Annotated in this window: 18 protein-coding genes and 1 pseudogene; 16 read left to right on the forward strand and 3 right to left on the reverse strand. The window is 57.0% G+C overall.

The genetic code is table 11. The features are described 5' to 3' along the window. The first annotated feature begins 73 nt into the window (after positions 1 to 73). The gene (gene amyA, locus ACOTXC_RS06105) at positions 74 to 1,561 is read left to right on the forward strand and encodes an alpha-amylase (RefSeq protein ID WP_421767488.1); all 1,488 of its coding nucleotides are present in this window, start codon (positions 74 to 76) and stop codon (positions 1,559 to 1,561) included. A 506-nt stretch (positions 1,562 to 2,067) separates the two neighbouring features. Here amyA and yedD read toward each other — a convergent pair. After that, the gene (yedD, locus tag ACOTXC_RS06110; protein WP_022648547.1) at positions 2,068 to 2,481 is read right to left on the reverse strand and encodes a lipoprotein YedD; all 414 of its coding nucleotides are present in this window, start codon (positions 2,479 to 2,481) and stop codon (positions 2,068 to 2,070) included. A 75-nt stretch (positions 2,482 to 2,556) separates the two neighbouring features. Continuing rightward, positions 2,557 to 2,871 (reverse strand): flagellar hook-basal body complex protein FliE, encoded by a 315-nt coding sequence (fliE, locus tag ACOTXC_RS06115; RefSeq protein WP_023300486.1) that lies wholly within the window; start codon positions 2,869 to 2,871, stop codon positions 2,557 to 2,559. A gap of 228 nt (positions 2,872 to 3,099) precedes the next feature. Between fliE and fliF the strand changes: the two genes are divergently transcribed. The 14 genes and pseudogenes from fliF to rcsA all read left to right on the forward strand — a co-directional run bounded on the left by fliF (position 3,100) and on the right by rcsA (position 14,622). Beyond that, positions 3,100 to 4,782 (forward strand): flagellar basal-body MS-ring/collar protein FliF, encoded by a 1,683-nt coding sequence (gene fliF / locus ACOTXC_RS06120; protein WP_421767489.1) that lies wholly within the window; start codon positions 3,100 to 3,102, stop codon positions 4,780 to 4,782. Next, complete coding sequence (gene fliG / locus ACOTXC_RS06125; protein WP_003859608.1) at positions 4,775 to 5,773, forward strand: flagellar motor switch protein FliG; 999 nt, start codon at positions 4,775 to 4,777, stop codon at positions 5,771 to 5,773. The genes fliF and fliG overlap by 8 nt, the downstream gene beginning before the upstream one ends. Beyond that, positions 5,766 to 6,473 (forward strand): flagellar assembly protein FliH, encoded by a 708-nt coding sequence (fliH, locus tag ACOTXC_RS06130; RefSeq protein ID WP_022648550.1) that lies wholly within the window; start codon positions 5,766 to 5,768, stop codon positions 6,471 to 6,473. Before fliG ends, fliH begins: the two co-directional genes overlap by 8 nt. Then, positions 6,473 to 7,843, forward strand: a complete 1,371-nt coding sequence (fliI, locus tag ACOTXC_RS06135) for a flagellar protein export ATPase FliI (RefSeq protein WP_032624018.1) — start codon at positions 6,473 to 6,475, stop codon at positions 7,841 to 7,843. The genes fliH and fliI overlap by 1 nt, the downstream gene beginning before the upstream one ends. Positions 7,844 to 7,864: 21 nt before the next feature. Next, a complete protein-coding gene (gene fliJ / locus ACOTXC_RS06140; protein WP_006811155.1) occupies positions 7,865 to 8,308 on the forward strand; it encodes a flagellar export protein FliJ in 444 nt (147 codons plus the stop codon). Next, positions 8,305 to 9,519, forward strand: a complete 1,215-nt coding sequence (gene fliK, locus ACOTXC_RS06145) for a flagellar hook length control protein FliK (RefSeq protein WP_421767490.1) — start codon at positions 8,305 to 8,307, stop codon at positions 9,517 to 9,519. The genes fliJ and fliK overlap by 4 nt, the downstream gene beginning before the upstream one ends. Positions 9,520 to 9,625: 106 nt before the next feature. Continuing rightward, the gene (gene fliL, locus ACOTXC_RS06150) at positions 9,626 to 10,096 is read left to right on the forward strand and encodes a flagellar basal body-associated protein FliL (RefSeq protein ID WP_003859598.1); all 471 of its coding nucleotides are present in this window, start codon (positions 9,626 to 9,628) and stop codon (positions 10,094 to 10,096) included. Between the two features lie 4 nt (positions 10,097 to 10,100). Continuing rightward, positions 10,101 to 11,105, forward strand: coding sequence for a flagellar motor switch protein FliM (gene fliM / locus ACOTXC_RS06155; RefSeq protein WP_006811158.1), 1,005 nt, complete (start codon positions 10,101 to 10,103; stop codon positions 11,103 to 11,105). Then, positions 11,102 to 11,515, forward strand: a complete 414-nt coding sequence (gene fliN, locus ACOTXC_RS06160; protein ID WP_003859592.1) for a flagellar motor switch protein FliN — start codon at positions 11,102 to 11,104, stop codon at positions 11,513 to 11,515. The genes fliM and fliN overlap by 4 nt, the downstream gene beginning before the upstream one ends. Positions 11,516 to 11,517: 2 nt before the next feature. Then, on the forward strand, positions 11,518 to 11,892 hold the full coding sequence (gene fliO, locus ACOTXC_RS06165; RefSeq protein WP_058646934.1) for a flagellar biosynthetic protein FliO: 375 nt from the start codon (positions 11,518 to 11,520) through the stop codon (positions 11,890 to 11,892). After that, positions 11,892 to 12,629, forward strand: coding sequence for a flagellar type III secretion system pore protein FliP (fliP, locus tag ACOTXC_RS06170; RefSeq protein WP_022648554.1), 738 nt, complete (start codon positions 11,892 to 11,894; stop codon positions 12,627 to 12,629). The genes fliO and fliP overlap by 1 nt, the downstream gene beginning before the upstream one ends. A 10-nt stretch (positions 12,630 to 12,639) precedes the next feature. Then, a complete protein-coding gene (fliQ, locus tag ACOTXC_RS06175) occupies positions 12,640 to 12,909 on the forward strand; it encodes a flagellar biosynthesis protein FliQ (protein WP_003859587.1) in 270 nt (89 codons plus the stop codon). 6 nt (positions 12,910 to 12,915) lie between these two features. Beyond that, positions 12,916 to 13,708, forward strand: a pseudogene (gene fliR / locus ACOTXC_RS06180) (flagellar biosynthetic protein FliR); the annotation flags it as partial. A 290-nt stretch (positions 13,709 to 13,998) separates the two neighbouring features. Further along, positions 13,999 to 14,622: a transcriptional regulator RcsA gene (rcsA, locus tag ACOTXC_RS06185; RefSeq protein WP_022648556.1), complete on the forward strand. Its 624-nt coding sequence runs from the start codon at positions 13,999 to 14,001 to the stop codon at positions 14,620 to 14,622. A gap of 98 nt (positions 14,623 to 14,720) precedes the next feature. Here rcsA and dsrB read toward each other — a convergent pair whose 3' ends face one another. Beyond that, positions 14,721 to 14,909 carry a protein DsrB gene (gene dsrB / locus ACOTXC_RS06190; protein ID WP_003859583.1) on the reverse strand — a complete coding sequence of 63 codons (189 nt, stop codon included), beginning with the start codon at positions 14,907 to 14,909 and terminating at the stop codon, positions 14,721 to 14,723. 128 nt (positions 14,910 to 15,037) lie between these two features. Here dsrB and yodD point away from each other — a divergent pair, with 128 nt between their 5' ends. Beyond that, positions 15,038 to 15,265, forward strand: coding sequence for a YodD family peroxide/acid resistance protein (gene yodD, locus ACOTXC_RS06195; RefSeq protein ID WP_017383339.1), 228 nt, complete (start codon positions 15,038 to 15,040; stop codon positions 15,263 to 15,265). Positions 15,266 to 15,364: the final 99 nt, after the last annotated feature.

Raw genomic sequence — 15,364 nt, forward strand, 5'->3', positions numbered from 1 at the left:
ACCGTTTCGTTCGCCAGGCATTTCTGCCAAACCTGCTCCATACTTGAGTTTCGCGACCTCATGGAGATGGTGCATGCGCAACCCAACACTTTTACAATGTTTTCACTGGTACTACCCCACCGGCGGTGAATTGTGGCGAGAAGTCACGGCATTAGTACCCAACCTGAACGAAATCGGCATCAATATGGTCTGGTTACCCCCGGCCTACAAAGGCGCATCCGGCGGCTATTCCGTCGGGTATGACTCTTATGACCTTTTCGACCTCGGTGAGTTTGACCAGAAAGGCAGCGTCGCCACCAAATACGGCGATAAAGCCCAGCTGCTGGAGGCCATCAACGCCTTAAAAAGCAACCAGATTGCGGTGCTTCTGGACGTGGTGGTCAACCATAAAATGGGGGCCGATGAAAAGGAACCCGTCCGCGTGCAACGCGTGGATGCTCAGGATCGCACCCAAATCAGCGATGAGATCATCGAATGTGAAGCCTGGACGCGCTACACCTTCCCCGTTCGGGCCGGGCAGTATTCGCAGTTCATCTGGGATTACAAATGCTTTAGCGGTATCGACCACATTGAAAATCCCAGTGAGGACGGTATCTTCAAAATCGTTAACGACTACACCGGCGAAGGCTGGAACGATCAGGTCGACGACGAGATGGGCAATTTCGATTACCTGATGGGTGAAAATATTGATTTTCGCAACCACGCGGTGACGGAGGAGATCAAATACTGGGCGCGCTGGGTGATGGAGCAAACCCACTGCGACGGCTTCCGCCTGGACGCGGTAAAACACATTCCGGCCTGGTTCTATAAAGAGTGGATTGAACATGTCCAAGAGGTGGCCCCGCAGCCGCTATTTATTGTGGCGGAATACTGGTCTCACGAAGTGGATAAATTGCAGCAATACATCAATCAGGTGGACGGCAAAACCATGTTGTTTGACGCGCCGCTGCAAATGAAATTTCACGAAGCGTCACGCCAGGGACGCGACTACGATATGAGCCAGATTTTCACCGGTACGCTGGTGGAAGCCGATCCGTTCCATGCCGTAACGCTGGTGGCCAACCATGACACCCAGCCCTTGCAGGCGCTGGAAGCCCCGGTTGAAGCCTGGTTCAAACCGCTGGCCTACGCGCTCATCCTGCTGCGTGAAAACGGCGTGCCGAGCGTGTTCTACCCGGATCTTTTTGGCGCCAGCTATGACGACACTGGCGGGGATGGTGAGACGTATCACATTGATATGCCGGTGATTGAACAGCTCCACGAGCTGATCCTCGCCCGGCAGCGTTTTGCCCACGGCGTGCAAACCCTCTTTTTCGATCATCCAAACTGCATTGCGTTTAGCCGCAGCGGGACAGAGGAGCACCCGGGCTGTGTGGTGGTGCTGTCGAATGGTGATAACGGTGAGAAGACGATCTGCCTCGGCGAGAATTACGGCAATAAGACCTGGCGGGATTTTTTAGGCAACCGCGAGGAAACCGTGACCACGGCGGCGGATGGCGAAGGGACGTTCTTCTGTAACGGGGGAAGCGTCAGCGTCTGGGTGATTGAAGACGCGCTGTAGTACGGGAAAGGTGCGGCCTGATGCCCTCACCCCGACCCTTTCCCACAGGGAGAGATATCTCCAGTAATTTGAAAGCAGAAGCAATAACGTTGCCTTCATAATAACTGAGGACTTTCAGCGATGCCCTGGTCCGGCTGTAAATCGCCGAAGCGTTTCCGTAAGGCCGGGGCGAGGCGCAGGGAAGCGCCGAGAGGGCGTGGCCTGCATGGATGCAGGCTCATGCCCGACCCGATAGCCTGAAGGAAAAAGCTGAGGGTACCGCGAAGCGGCGATTTTCCGCCGGGAGCCCGGGTCGCCAGGGTGGTGGCGACTGAGCCACCCTGGCACGTTCACCGCTCATGTCGCTACAGAGTAGCAAGGAACATAAAGTGAACGGAATGACCACCAGAGCCGTATGTTCCCCCTCACCCCAGCCCTCTCCCTCCAGGGAGAGGGGGCCGACGGTGAAGGCATTATTTTGTGGAGATCCCTCAGACCACGGGTAGAGGGCGCAAACTCCAAAACGGTTACGGAAGCTTACTCTCCAGCGGATTCTTGCTCAGGTAATCTGCGCATTCCACCGTTGGGCGGTCAACCTTGTACAGTTCCATGCCGTCATACTCCAGCGCCGCCCCATCACGATCGAGCGGATAGACGTCTCGTTTTTCGGTCACGTTATAATAATCATCTGAACGCAGCATGATCTTACCCGGCACCGCGATAACGCGCTGCCACTGACGGCAGTCCAGGGTATCACCCTCTGGCGTCACCACCAGCGTGGCAATCGCCTCCGGGCTCACCATCGCGCTCTGCGGCCCTTTCGACTGCCAGTAACCTGCCAGATGCGAAGGTGCCGGATGCTTAACCACTTCCTGATAGTTTTCGACCTGAACGCATCCCGCTAACGTCAGCATTGCAGCCACAATTGCTACTTTTTTCATCATCTTTCCTGCATGCGAAGAAAAAAATATTGTGGCATTAAAGCCATCAGGCTGCCAGCGTAAGATTGGAAGGTTTCACACCTGCATGGACATCACGTCCTGATACGCCGACACCAGCTTGTTACGCACCTGCAACCCCATCTGCAATGACACCGACGCTTTTTGCAGATCGGCCATCACATCGTTGAGCGCCACGCCGGGTTCACCGAGGGTAAATCTCTCAGCCTGGGTACGGGCCGCGTTTTGCTTATCGCTGATCCGGTCCAGCGCCGCATGCAGTTGACCCGCGAAGCTAATGCCCTGCGGCTGGTCAGCCACGCTCTGATTACGGGCGGTCATCGCCGTTGCCTGTAACTGACTGAGTACCCCTTCAATGCCCTGTATAGCCATGACTCTCCCCTGGATGGTTTTTTACGAGGTCAAGACTAACAGCTTGTCAATAAGATAATGGCGGTAAATAGCGTTAAAAAACCAGGTTATTTGACGCATAGAAAATCCCGATTCATCAAATAATGGCAGGGCCATCAGTATGGAACTTTTGTCGTGTTTGCCGACCCGGGAGTCAGTTTTGTTTCTCTACACGAATAACGTAAACCACCAGGATTTAAGAGGTGCGCAATGAGTGCGACAGCAGCATCGACAGCGCCGCAGAATAAATCACTCGAGTGGATGAACCGCCTTCGCGCCAACCCTAAGATCCCGTTGATTGTGGCAGGCGCTGCCGCCATTGCGATCGTTGTCGCGATGGTCTTATGGGCAAAAAGCCCGGATTACCGCACGCTCTACAGCAACCTTTCCGACCAGGATGGCGGTGCCATCGTCACCCAGCTGACCCAGATGAACATCCCGTATCGCTTTGCCGATAACGGCGGTGCGCTTGAAGTGCCGGCAGATAAAGTGCACGAGCTTCGCCTGCGTCTCGCCCAGCAGGGGCTGCCGAAAGGCGGCGCGGTTGGGTTTGAACTGCTGGATCAGGAAAAATTCGGCATCAGCCAGTTCAGCGAGCAGGTTAACTACCAGCGCGCGCTGGAAGGTGAGCTGGCCCGTACGATTGAAACCTTAGGCCCGGTGAAAAGTGCCCGCGTGCACCTGGCGATGCCTAAGCCGTCCCTGTTTGTCCGCGAACAAAAGTCCCCTTCTGCCTCTGTGACGGTTAACCTCGAACCTGGCCGTGCGCTGGATGAAGGGCAGATCAGCGCCGTCACGCACCTGGTCTCCAGTGCGGTAGCCGGTCTGCCGCCGGGTAACGTTACGCTGGTGGATCAGAGCGGTCACCTGCTGACGCAGTCCAACACCGCCGGGCGCGATCTCAACGACGCCCAGCTGAAATACGCCGCCGACGTGGAAGGCCGTCTCCAGCGTCGCATCGAAGCGATTCTGGGCCCGGTGGTGGGCAACAGCAACGTGCATGCTCAGGTCACCGCGCAGATTGATTTCTCGAATAAAGAACAGACCGAAGAGCAGTACGCCCCGAACGGGGATGCTTCTCGCGCCGTGTTACGCTCGCGTCAGATCAATGAGACGGAACAGGTCGGTGGCCAGTATCCTGGCGGTGTGCCGGGTGCGCTCTCTAACCAGCCTGCGCCTGCCAACACCGCGCCAATCTCCACGCCGCCGGCCAACCCGCAGAACGGTCAGCAAACGAATCAGCAGACGACCTCGACCGCGAACAGTGCCGGCCCGCGTAACAGCAGCCGTAACGAAACGACCAACTACGAAGTCGACCGGACTATCCGCCATACCAAACTGAACACGGGCGATATTCAGCGTCTCTCTGTTGCCGTGGTGGTGAACTACAAAACGCTGCCGGACGGTAAACCGCTGCCGCTCACGGCAGAGCAGATGAAGCAGATCGAAGATTTGACCCGCGAAGCGATGGGCTTCTCTGAAAAACGTGGCGATACCCTCAACGTTGTGAACTCACCGTTCAACCCGGTGGATGAGACCGGTGGCGAACTGCCGTTCTGGCAACAGCAGGCGTTCTTCGATCAGCTGATGTCCGCAGGCCGCTGGCTGCTGGTGCTGATTGTCGCGTGGCTGCTGTGGCGTAAGGGTGTCCGTCCTCAGCTTCAGCGTCGCGCTGAAGCCGAAAAAGCCGCGCTGGAACAGAAGAACGCGCGTCCGGACGAGGAAGAAGCGGTTGAAGTTCGTCTCAGCAAAGATGAACAGATGCAGCAGCGCCGTGCTAACCAGCGTATGGGCGCAGAGGTGATGAGCCAGCGCATTCGCGAAATGTCAGATAACGATCCGCGCGTCGTCGCGCTGGTCATCCGCGGTTGGATGGGTAACGAACATGAGTAATACGCTTACAGGCACCGATAAGAGCGTCATCCTGCTGATGACCATTGGCGAAGATCGCGCGGCGGAGGTGTTTAAACACCTCTCTCAGCGAGAAGTGCAGATCCTCAGCGCGGCGATGGCCAACGTGCGCCAGATCTCCAACAAGCAGCTGACCGAAGTGCTGGCGGAGTTTGAGCAGGAAGCCGAGCAGTTTGCTGCGCTCAACGTCAACGCCAACGAATACCTGCGCTCCGTGCTGGTTAAGGCGCTGGGCGAAGAGCGCGCCGCCAGCCTGCTGGAAGATATTCTCGAAACGCGCGACACCGCCAGCGGGATCGAAACGCTCAACTTTATGGAGCCGCAAAGCGCCGCCGATCTTATTCGCGACGAGCACCCGCAGATTATCGCCACCATTCTGGTCCACCTCAAACGGGGCCAGGCGGCCGATATTCTGGCGCTGTTCGACGAGCGCCTGCGCCACGACGTGATGCTGCGTATCGCCACCTTCGGCGGCGTCCAGCCAGCCGCGCTGGCGGAGCTGACCGAAGTGCTGAACAACCTGCTCGACGGCCAGAACCTCAAGCGCAGCAAAATGGGCGGCGTGAGAACGGCAGCGGAAATCATCAACCTGATGAAAACGCAGCAGGAAGAGGCGGTTATTACGGCGGTGCGCGAGTTCGACGGCGAACTGGCACAGAAAATTATCGACGAGATGTTCCTGTTCGAAAACCTGGTCGAAGTGGACGATCGCAGCATCCAGCGCCTGCTTCAGGAAGTGGATTCGGAGTCCCTGCTTATCGCCCTCAAAGGCGCCGAGCAGCCGCTGCGCGAGAAGTTCCTGCGCAACATGTCCCAGCGTGCGGCCGATATCCTGCGCGACGACCTGGCCAACCGTGGCCCGGTGCGTTTGTCTCAGGTGGAGAACGAACAGAAAGCGATCCTGCTTATTGTTCGTCGTCTGGCAGAAACCGGCGAGATGGTGATTGGCAGCGGAGACGACACCTATGTCTGATGAACTGTCGTGGAAGCGCTGGACGCCTGACGACCTCTCCCCTCCCACCGCAGAGTTCACCCCTGCCATAGTGTCGTCCGATGAGGGCGACGCCGGGGCGGGCGTGCCCGAGCTGAGTGAAGAGGAACAGCGCGCCCAGATGCTGGCCCAGATGCAAATGCAGGCGCACGAGCAGGGCTTCAACGCCGGGATGAACGAAGGCCGTCAGACCGGGCACGCACAGGGTTATCAGGAAGGGCTGGCGAAAGGTTTAGAGCAGGGCATTGAGCAGGCGCGCCAGCAGCAGGCGCCGCTGCATGCCCGCATGCAGCAGCTGGTGAGCGAGTTTCAGCACACGCTGGATGCGCTCGACAGCGTGATTGCTTCGCGCCTGATGCAGATGGCGCTGGAGGCGGCCCGTCAGGTGATCGGCCAGACGCCGGTCGTGGATAACGCCGCGCTGATTAAGCAAATCCAGGGGCTGCTCCAGCAGGAGCCGCTGTTCAGCGGCAAACCGCAGCTGCGCGTGCATCCTGATGATTTGCAGCGCGTGGAAGAGAGCCTCGGCGCGACGCTGAGCCTGCACGGCTGGCGGCTGCGCGGCGATCCGTCGCTCCATCACGGAGGCTGTAAGGTCTCGGCGGATGAGGGCGATCTGGATGCCAGCGTCGCGACCCGCTGGCAGGAACTGTGCCGCCTGGCGGCACCGGGAGTCGTCTGATGACCGCTCGCCTTACGCGCTGGCTTAACACGCTCGATAATTTTGAAACGAAGATGGCGCAGCTGCCATCCGTTCGTCGTTATGGACGCCTGACGCGTGCCACCGGTCTGGTCCTGGAAGCCACGGGTCTGCAACTTCCGCTCGGCGCCACCTGCGTGATTGAGCGTCAGGACGGGAGTGAGACGCGTGAAGTGGAAAGTGAAGTGGTCGGGTTTAACGGCCAGCGACTGTTTCTGATGCCCCTTGAGGAAGTGGAAGGGATTTTGCCCGGCGCCCGCGTCTACGCAAAAAACATCAGCGGTGACGGCCTGCAAAGCGGCAAACAGCTCCCGCTCGGTCCGGCGCTGCTGGGCCGCGTGCTGGACGGGAGCGGCAAACCGCTCGATGGCCTGCCCTCCCCTGATACCACCGAAACCGGCGCGCTGATCACCCAACCCTTTAACCCGCTGCAACGCACGCCAATCGAGCACGTACTGGATACCGGCGTGCGGCCGATTAACGCCCTGCTCACCGTGGGACGCGGCCAGCGTATGGGGCTGTTTGCCGGCTCCGGCGTGGGTAAATCGGTCCTGCTCGGCATGATGGCGCGTTATACCCAGGCGGACGTTATCGTCGTCGGCCTGATTGGTGAGCGTGGTCGCGAAGTCAAAGATTTCATCGAAAACATTCTTGGTGCGGAGGGTCGCGCCCGCTCGGTGGTGATCGCCGCCCCGGCGGACGTGTCGCCGCTGCTGCGTATGCAGGGTGCCGCCTACGCCACGCGTATCGCGGAAGATTTCCGCGACCGGGGCCAACACGTGCTGCTGATTATGGACTCCCTGACCCGCTACGCGATGGCGCAGCGTGAGATTGCGCTGGCCATCGGCGAGCCGCCCGCCACCAAAGGTTACCCGCCGTCGGTCTTCGCCAAGCTCCCGGCGTTGGTTGAGCGCGCGGGGAACGGCATCAGCGGCGGAGGCTCCATCACCGCGTTCTATACGGTACTGACCGAAGGCGATGACCAGCAGGACCCGATTGCCGACTCCGCGCGCGCGATCCTCGACGGCCATATCGTGCTGTCGCGCCGTCTGGCCGAAGCCGGGCACTACCCGGCGATTGATATTGAAGCCTCGATCAGCCGTGCGATGACGGCCCTGATCACTGAGCAACACTACGCCCGCGTGCGTAACTTCAAACAACTGCTCTCCAGCTTCCAGCGCAACCGCGATCTGGTAAGCGTCGGGGCGTACGCTAAAGGCAGCGACCCGATGCTCGATAAAGCGATTGCCCTCTGGCCGCAGCTGGAGGCATTTCTGCAACAGGGTATTTTTGAACGCGCCGACTGGGAAGATTCCCTCCAGGCACTGGAGCTGATTTTCCCGCAGGTGTAACACAGGTGGAGGGCGAAGGTCATGGCGCAGAACAGCGCGTTATCAACGCTGAAAGATCTGGCTGAAAAAGAAGTTGATGATGCCGCATTGCAACTTGGCGCAATGCGACGCGGGTGCCAACAGGCTGAAGAACAGTTGAAGATGTTAATCGACTATCAGCATGAATATCGCACCAATCTTAACACCGACATGACGCAGGGCATTGGTAGCCAGCGCTGGATTAACTATCAGCAGTTTATCCAGACGCTGGAAAAGGCGATTGAGCAGCATCGCCAGCAGCTTAACCAGTGGACGCAAAAAGTCGATACCGCGCTGAATTTCTGGCGCGAGAAAAAACAGCGGTTGCAGGCCTGGCAAACCTTACAGGACCGGCAGATTGCAGCCTCGACCCTGGCGGAAAACCGTCTGGATCAGAAAAAAATGGATGAGTTTGCCCAGCGCGCATCAATGAGGAAACCAGAATGATCACACTGCAACAACTGCTGATGACCGACAGCGACCCGTCCGGCGGCACGCTGACCGGAAAAGGCGCTGAGGGCGCGCAAGATTTTCTCTCTCTGCTGGCGGGCGCGCTGACCGAGACCACCGGCAAAGGCAAAGATGCTCCGCTGACGCTGGCCGATCTGAAAGCGGCGGGAAGCAAGCTGTCGACAGCGGCACAGGAAAAAAACGGTGATACCACGCTCCAGGCCAAAATCGCCGAGCTGCTCTCCCGCCAGGAGACCCTGACTGATGAAGATACCGCCGTCTCCCTGCAAAGCCTCGTCTCCGGCCTGAAACCCGCAGCGAATACGGATGCGCTGAAGGCGCTGACCCGGACGGACGCGAAAGCAAACAGCGAGACCACGACTGAAGAAGAGGAGCTGGCCGGGTTAAGCGCGCTGATGGCGATGTTACCGCACCAGCAGACTACCACCCCAATGGCGACGCAGCCAGCAAGCACCGGGGAGGTCGCCCCCCGTGCCGCCCTCCCCTCTGCGCTAGCCCAGACGGACAACGGCCAGCATCAGCCGCTTAGCCATGCGTTAACGGGTCAGGAAAAAACGTCGGTTCAGGACAGCGACACGTCGCTGCCCGCCACTGCAGCCGTTACGCCAGCTGTTGCCGCCGTCGCGGAGAAGCAGGACGTAGTGAGCACGGCGTCGTCTGCCGCCAGCCCAACCGCGACGCTGGCACCGATCATCAGTCACCTGGCAACCCCCCAGCCTGCCGCTACCGTTGCGACCGCGCCGGTGTTAAGCCAGCCGCTGGGCACGCACGAATGGCAGCAGAATCTAAGCCAGCACATCACCCTGTTCACCAGACAGGGCCAACAGACCGCAGAGCTACGCCTGCACCCGGAAGATCTGGGTCAGGTGCAAATTTCGCTTAAGCTGGATGACAACCAGGCGCAGTTGCAGATGGTTTCGCCCCACAGCCACGTTCGTGCGGCGCTGGAAGCGGCCCTGCCGATCCTGCGCACGCAGCTTGCGGAAAACGGCATACAGCTTTCCCAAAGCAGCGTCAGCAGCGAAGGCTTTGCCGGGCAGCAGCAATCTTCATCCGGGCAACAACAGCACGCTTCGCGTTCAGGCCAGCATGGCGGGTTTAACGAGGAGAGCGAAGAGTTATTGCCAACCCCTGCCGCCCTGCAATCCGCCGCGCGCGGCAGCCGTGCCGTAGACATCTTTGCCTAAACGCCAGAGGTAACGTGATTATCCCCGTCTTTTCCACGCTTTGACCTAAGCCGGACACGGGATAATCACCGTATTAAGCTGTACCGAAACAGGAAGCTCGTATCAGATGACAGACTCCGCTATCACCAAAAAAAGCAAGCGTTCCATCTGGATCCCGCTGCTGGTGTTGATTACCCTCGCGGCCTGCGCCACCGCAGGCTACAGTTACTGGCGTATGCAGCAGGAACCCTCCAGCGCAGCCGCCAAAGCTGAAGCGCCGCCTCCACCGGCGCCGGTCTTCTACCCGCTGGATACGTTCACCGTGAACCTCGGCGATGCGGATCGCGTGCTTTACGTGGGCATTACGCTGCGTCTGAAAGATGAAGCGACCCGTGCACGTCTGAACGACTACCTGCCAGAAGTGCGTAGCCGTCTGCTGTTGCTGTTTTCTCGTCAGGATGCCTCCGCGCTCGCCACCGATGTGGGCAAGCAAAAGCTGGTCGATGCGATCAAACAGACGCTGGCGACCCCGCTGGTCAACGGCCAACCTAAGCAGGAAGTCACTGACGTTCTGTATACAGCCTTCATTCTGCGGTAACGACATGGGCGACAGTATTCTTTCTCAGGCAGAAATCGATGCGCTGCTCAATGGCGACAGCGATAAGAGTGACGATCCGAAGCCGGGTCTGACCGGCGACGATAATATTCGTCCCTACGATCCCAATACCCAGCGTCGCGTGGTGCGCGAGCGTTTACAGGCGCTGGAGATCATCAACGAACGTTTCGCACGTCAGTTCCGAATGGGGCTGTTTAACCTGCTGCGTCGTAGCCCGGATATCACCGTCGGTGCGATCCGCATTCAGCCGTATCATGAGTTTGCCCGCAATCTGCCGGTGCCAACCAACCTTAACCTGATCCATCTGAAACCGCTGCGCGGTACCGGCCTGGTGGTGTTCTCGCCAAGCCTGGTGTTCATCGCGGTGGATAACCTGTTCGGTGGCGATGGCCGTTTCCCGACCAAAGTGGAAGGCCGCGAGTTTACCCATACCGAACAGCGCGTGATTAACCGCATGCTGAAGCTGGCGCTGGAATCCTACAGCGACGCGTGGAAAGCGATTAACCCGCTGGAAGTGGAGTACGTGCGTTCCGAGATGCAGGTGAAGTTTACCAACATCACCACCTCACCGAATGACATCGTGGTGAACACCCCGTTCCACGTCGAGATCGGCAACCTGACGGGCGAGTTCAACATCTGCCTGCCGTTCAGCATGATTGAACCGCTGCGCGAACTGCTGGTGAACCCGCCGCTGGAGAACTCACGCCATGAAGATCAGAACTGGCGTGAGAACCTGGTGCGCCAGGTTCAGCACTCGCAGCTGGAGCTGGTGGCTAACTTTGCCGACATCTCCATGCGGTTATCGCAGATCCTGAAATTACAACCCGGCGACGTTTTGCCGATAGATAAACCCGACCGCATTATTGCCCATGTGGATGGCGTACCCGTGCTGACAAGCCAGTACGGCACAATTAACGGCCAGTATGCGTTACGCGTTGAGCACTTGATCAACCCGATTTTGAATTCGCTGAATGAGGAACAGCCCAAATGAGTGACATGAACAATCCGTCCGATGAAAACAGCGGAGCACTGGACGATCTGTGGGCTGACGCGTTAAACGAGCAAAAAACGACGCCGACGAAAAGCGCGGCAGACGCGGTCTTCCAGCAGTTAGGCGGCGGCGACGTCAGCGGGACGTTACAGGACATCGACCTGATTATGGACATTCCGGTCAAGCTGACCGTTGAGCTGGGCCGCACCCGCATGACTATTAAAGAGCTGCTGCGCCTGACGCAGGGTTCCGTTGTAGCCTTGGACGGTTTAGCGGGTGAGCCACTGGATATTCTGATCAACGGCTACCTGATTGCACAGGGCGAAGTTGTGGTGGTGGCCGATAAATACGGCGTACGTATCACCGACATCATTACCCCTTCCGAACGTATGCGTCGCCTGAGCCGTTAAGTATGAAAACCCAGGCAACACTGTCCGCGCCCTCCGCCGTACCCGGCTCCCCGCTGCTTCAGGTGAGCGGCGCGCTGTTCGGTATTATTGCCTTTATCCTTATCGCCGCCTGGCTGGCAAAGCGTTTCGGGCTGGCGGGGAAAACGGCCGGCACGCGCGGACTGAAGGTCAGCGCCAGCACCACACTCGGCCCACGCGAGCGCGTGGTCATTGTGGAAGTGGAAGATGCGCGACTGGTGCTGGGCGTGACTGCCTCCAGCATTAATGTTCTTCACACGCTGCCCCCTTCGCCTGTCACGGTGGAGGCTAACGCCCCGGCCCCTGCGGATTTTCAGTCCGTTATGAAGAGTTTGCTCAAGCGTTCCGGGAGATCCTGATGCGCCGTTTGTTATTGCTTACGCTGGCAGGTCTGGGCCTGTTCGCGCCTTCTGTGTATGCGCAGCTGCCGGGGCTGGTTTCTACGCCGCTGGCGAACGGGGGACAAAGCTGGTCCCTCTCCGTGCAGACGCTGGTGTTCATCACCTCACTGACCTTTATCCCGGCGATCCTGCTGATGATGACCAGTTTCACCCGCATCATCATTGTGTTTGGTCTGCTGCGAAATGCGCTCGGCACGCCGTCCGCGCCGCCCAATCAGGTGCTGCTGGGTTTAGCCCTGTTCCTGACCTTTTTCATTATGTCGCCGGTTATCGACAAGATTTACACCGAGGCGTACCAGCCGTTCAGCGAAGATAAAATTTCCATGCAGGTTGCCCTGGAAAAGGGGGCTCAGCCATTACGTGAATTTATGCTTCGCCAGACGCGCGAAGCGGATTTGGCCCTGTTTGCCCGTCTCGCTAACACGGGCGAGTTACAGGGACCGGAAGCGGTGCCGATGCGCATTCTGCTGCCAGCGTATGTGACCAGTGAGCTGAAAACGGCGTTCCAGATTGGCTTCACCATTTTCATTCCGTTCCTGATTATTGACCTGGTGATCGCCAGCGTCCTGATGGCGCTCGGGATGATGATGGTCCCGCCCGCAACCATTGCCCTGCCCTTTAAGATCATGCTGTTCGTGCTGGTCGACGGCTGGCAGCTGCTGGTCAGCTCGCTGGCGCAGAGTTTCTACAGTTGAGGAGCGCGCAATGACGCCTGAGTCGGTCATGATGATGGGCACGGAAGCGATGAAAGTCGCGATTGCCGTCGCCGCGCCCCTGCTTCTGGTTGCGCTGGTAACCGGTCTGATTATCAGTATTCTTCAGGCCGCCACGCAGATTAACGAAATGACCCTGTCGTTCATCCCGAAGATCATCGCCGTCTTCGTGGCGATTATCGTTGCCGGGCCCTGGATGCTCAATTTGCTGCTGGACTACATGCGCAACCTGTTCACCAATCTGCCTTACATCATCGGCTGACGGACGATGCTGCAATTCACCAGCGATCAGTTTGTTCAGTGGCTCGGGATCTATTTCTGGCCGATGCTGCGCATCATGGCGCTGATCTCCACCGCCCCCATACTCAGTGAAAAGTCGGTGCCTAAACGCATCAAAATTGGGTTGGGCATGGTTATCACCATTATCGTTGCCCCTTCCCTGCCGGCGGTGGATATTCCGATTTTTTCCCCGAATGCGATATGGATTGCCCTGCAACAGGTGATGATTGGCGTGGCGGTCGGGTTTACGATGCAGCTCGCCTTCGCCGCGGTACGAACGGCGGGCGAACTGATCGGTTTGCAGATGGGTCTGTCTTTCGCGACGTTCGTTGACCCGGGCAGCCATCTGAATATGCCCGTGCTGGCGCGTATTATCGACCTGCTGGCGATGCTGTTGTTTCTCTCGTTCAACGGCCACCTGTGGCTCATCTCTATGCTGGTGGACACCTTCCACACGCTGCCGATTGGCGACAACCCGGTGAACAGTAACGCTTTTCTGGCGCTGGTGCGGGCTGCCGGGCTGATCTTCCTCAACGGGCTGATGCTGGCGCTGCCTGTCATAACCCTGTTGCTCACCGTTAACCTCGCATTGGGTTTACTCAACCGAATGGCCCCGCAGCTGTCGGTATTCGTCATCGGCTTTCCGGTGACGTTGACGGTTGGCCTTTTATTAATGTCATTATTGATGCCACTTATCGCCCCCTTCTGCGAGCATTTATTCAGCGAGATATTCAATCTCTTAGCGGATATTGTCAGCGAACTTCCACGCAAATAATAACCCGCAGTGTTTGCAATGTCTTTCTGAGGATATTCCTAAAAATAATCTTGAAAAACATCTACCAGGATATATCTGACGCGGTTTAAATGTTTCTAACCACCTCACAATACTTAATATTTACTTTACTTTAAGATGATTCCTGGCAAATTATACGTAACTTTACGGGATAGTGAGTTCGCCTGAAAGTCTTTGTCATGCTCACAGGTTTTATTAGATTTTTTCCATCCCGTATGGCTGTTTATGAGCTCTCAGGCAGGTGGTGAATTATCGTTACGCATTGAGTGAGGGTATGCCATGTCAACGATCATTATGGATTTATGCAGCTACACCCGGCTAGGGTTAACCGGGTACTTAGCAAGCAGAGGGGTTAGAAAGAGAGACATCAACGATGCACACACCGTTGAAGAACTCGCAGCCGCTTGTGAGACTCACAAGCCCGGCGTGGTGTTTATTAATGAGGACTGTTTCATTCACGACCCCGCTAACAGTCAGCACATTAAGCAGATCATTAATCAGCATCCCAGAACCCTGTTTATTGTTTTTATGGCGATCGCCAATATTCATTTCGATGAGTATTTGTTGGTGCGTAAAAACTTATTAATCAGTTCGAAATCGATTAAACCAGAGTCGCTTGATGACATTCTGGGCGATTATTTGAATAAAGAAGTTAAGAATGTAGGGGCGGTTAACTTACCCACCCTATCATTAAGCAGAACTGAATCAAGTATGCTAAGAATGTGGATGGCTGGACAAGGGACAATTCAGATCTCAGACCAGATGAATATCAAGGCAAAAACAGTATCGTCACACAAAGGAAATATTAAAAGGAAAATTAAAACGCATAATAAGCAAGTGATATACCATGTCGTACGCCTGACAGATAATGTGACGAATGGGATTTTCGTTAATATGCGCTAATTTGCACGGCCATGTTGTACCCTACCTTGATCTCTGGCCTGGCCAGAGATTTTGCTTTTCAGCAGCCGGGCCGGGGAGAAGACGCCCCCGACGCCGACCTATTCCGCCGTTTCCACAAAGATCCCATCCGGGTGCCCCAGTTCGTTGAAGAACCAGATGCCGAGCGGGTAATCTTCCAGCGACACCAGATACATTGTGCCTTCATTAAACTCTTCTATTGCCAGCACCACGCCCGGGCGGCGCGGCCCACCGTCCGTTTTGACGGTTACCCGATCGTTGACCTTCATACATTCCTCCTGTGGTTTTGAGCCAGTGTAGAACAAATTACCCTGGCTGGCATCGCCGCCTGACGCGAATGGCGTTTTTGTGTGCGGTCTATACTTAGCTGTTGAGACGGTTAAATGAGGAGCCCGCCATGAAGACTGACAAAGAGTACAGCGACACCATTAAGCGTGAGGTGGAAGTGGATGTCGATGCCCTGCTTGCCGCCATTAATGAAATCAGTGAGTCCGAAGTTCATCGCGCGGAGGATAATTCAGACCGTGTCGTGGTCAATGGTCGTGATTACCATACCTACCGTGAACTGGCTGAAGCATTCGAGCTGGATATCCATGACTTTAGCGTCTCGGAAACGAACCGCTAAGGCGAAAAAAATCCCGGTCATGGGGATGACCGGGATCAAACTTGCTTATGCAAGAAGCACTTATAAATTCGTTACACCAGGAAATCTGATGCAGGTAAG

The sequence above is a fragment of the Enterobacter cloacae complex sp. IR5428 genome (genome assembly GCF_049238585.1).
GTDB classification, from domain to species: Bacteria; Pseudomonadota; Gammaproteobacteria; order Enterobacterales; family Enterobacteriaceae; genus Enterobacter; species Enterobacter intestinihominis.